Below are 247 nucleotides of genomic sequence, written 5' to 3' on the forward strand. Positions count from 1 at the left end.
CGCGGCACGTTGACCGTCGGTGAGAACTCCTACGAGATCTTCCGCCTCAACGCGGTCGAGGGAACAGAAAAACTCCCCTACTCCCTCAAGGTGCTCGCAGAGAACCTGCTCCGCACCGAAGACGGGGCGAACATCACCAAAGATCACATCAACGCGATCGCGAACTGGGATCCCAACGCCGAACCGGACACCGAGATCCAGTTCACCCCGGCCCGCGTCATCATGCAGGACTTCACCGGTGTGCCCT

The 247-nt window shown here is 60.7% G+C and carries 1 protein-coding gene; it reads left to right on the forward strand.

Going from position 1 to position 247, the window contains the following annotated elements; translation table 11 throughout:
* On the forward strand, positions 1–247 hold a 247-nt coding region (locus tag SB754_RS22165), incomplete at both ends, for a hypothetical protein (protein WP_410784444.1).

The sequence above is a fragment of the Leifsonia sp. SIMBA_070 genome (genome assembly GCF_046534635.1).
GTDB lineage: Bacteria > Actinomycetota > Actinomycetes > Actinomycetales > Microbacteriaceae > Leifsonia.